A 1,115-nucleotide genomic window follows, 5' to 3' on the forward strand; every position below is an offset into this window, starting at 1 on the left:
TCCTGAGCCAGGATCAAACTCTCAATTTAAAAGTTTAATCTGTTTCGCTCATCGCGTTTCTTAACATTTAACTGTTAAGTAATTGACTGGTTTCTATTCTCTGTTCAATTTTCAAAGACCCTGTCGCCCTAAGCGACTTTTATATAATAACATTCCTTTTTAAACTTGTCAACTATTAATTTTAAACAAATTAATTAGCTATTAGTTTCTCATTTTGTCCTTTTAGGAACTTGTTTATATTAGCATATAAACTTAATTCTTGTCAACACCATTTCAAAATTTAGTTGAAATTTTATTGATATATTTTGTCGTTTCCTGCGAAGACATGAGTTATCTTATCATAGATATTTAACTAATAAATTAATATGTTAGTTATTTCATAATATTAAATCTTAATTCCTAGTTTTTCCTCAATATATCTATATATGACGCCTATAGACACGCAAGGATAAGTGTTTCTACATACAGAATGTGAATTTATATATCTTTCATTTAACCATAATCCTGTTAATTCTCACAAAGTACTACTAGAATGGGTAAAAGACAATCTACATTATAAAAAAATACAAAAGCACATCAAATAATATTTTATGTACTTATTTATTCAAAAAATAAAAATGGCTCCGTGGAGAGGGCTCGAACCTCCAACCCTTCGGTTAACAGCCGAATGCTCTGCCATTGAGCTACCACGGAACAAATTTATCTGGCAACGACCTACTCTCCCACCGGGCCTCCCCGGCAGTACCATTGGCGCTTTGAAGCTTAACCTTCGTGTTCGGAATGGGTACGGGTGTTACCTTCAAGCCATAATCACCAGATGCTCTAGCTCTTAAAATCTTCGATTTTCTAGAGATAGAGTACTCATCAGCTACGCTGAAGAGTTTCATTAGAGAGTTGTTCTCTCAAAATTGCACAGAGTAATATAAATTAGATCAAGCCCTCGACCTATTAGTATCAGTCAGCTGAATGCATTACTGCACTTACACCCCTGACCTATCAACCTTGTGTTCTTCAAGGGGTCTTACTAGCTTACGCTATGGGAAATCTCATCTTGAGGTGGGCTTCACGCTTAGATGCTTTCAGCGTTTATCCCGTCCTGACATAGCTACCCAGCA

At 35.5% G+C, this 1,115-nt stretch carries 1 tRNA gene and 2 rRNA genes; all 3 read right to left on the minus strand.

Features of this window, described 5'->3' with window-relative positions:
• Nucleotides 1-618 precede the first annotated feature (618 nt).
• A tRNA-Asn gene (locus tag BSD9I1_RS07340) sits at nt 619-693 on the minus strand.
• A gap of 8 nt (nt 694-701) precedes the next feature.
• Nucleotides 702-818 (minus strand): 5S ribosomal RNA (gene rrf / locus BSD9I1_RS07345).
• 110 nt (nt 819-928) lie between these two features.
• Nucleotides 929-1,115: ribosomal RNA gene (locus BSD9I1_RS07350) — 23S ribosomal RNA — on the minus strand; the annotation flags it as partial.

The sequence above is a fragment of the Clostridium sp. BSD9I1 genome (assembly GCF_900185645.1).
Taxonomy (GTDB): Bacteria; Bacillota; Clostridia; order Clostridiales; family Clostridiaceae; genus Clostridium_AK.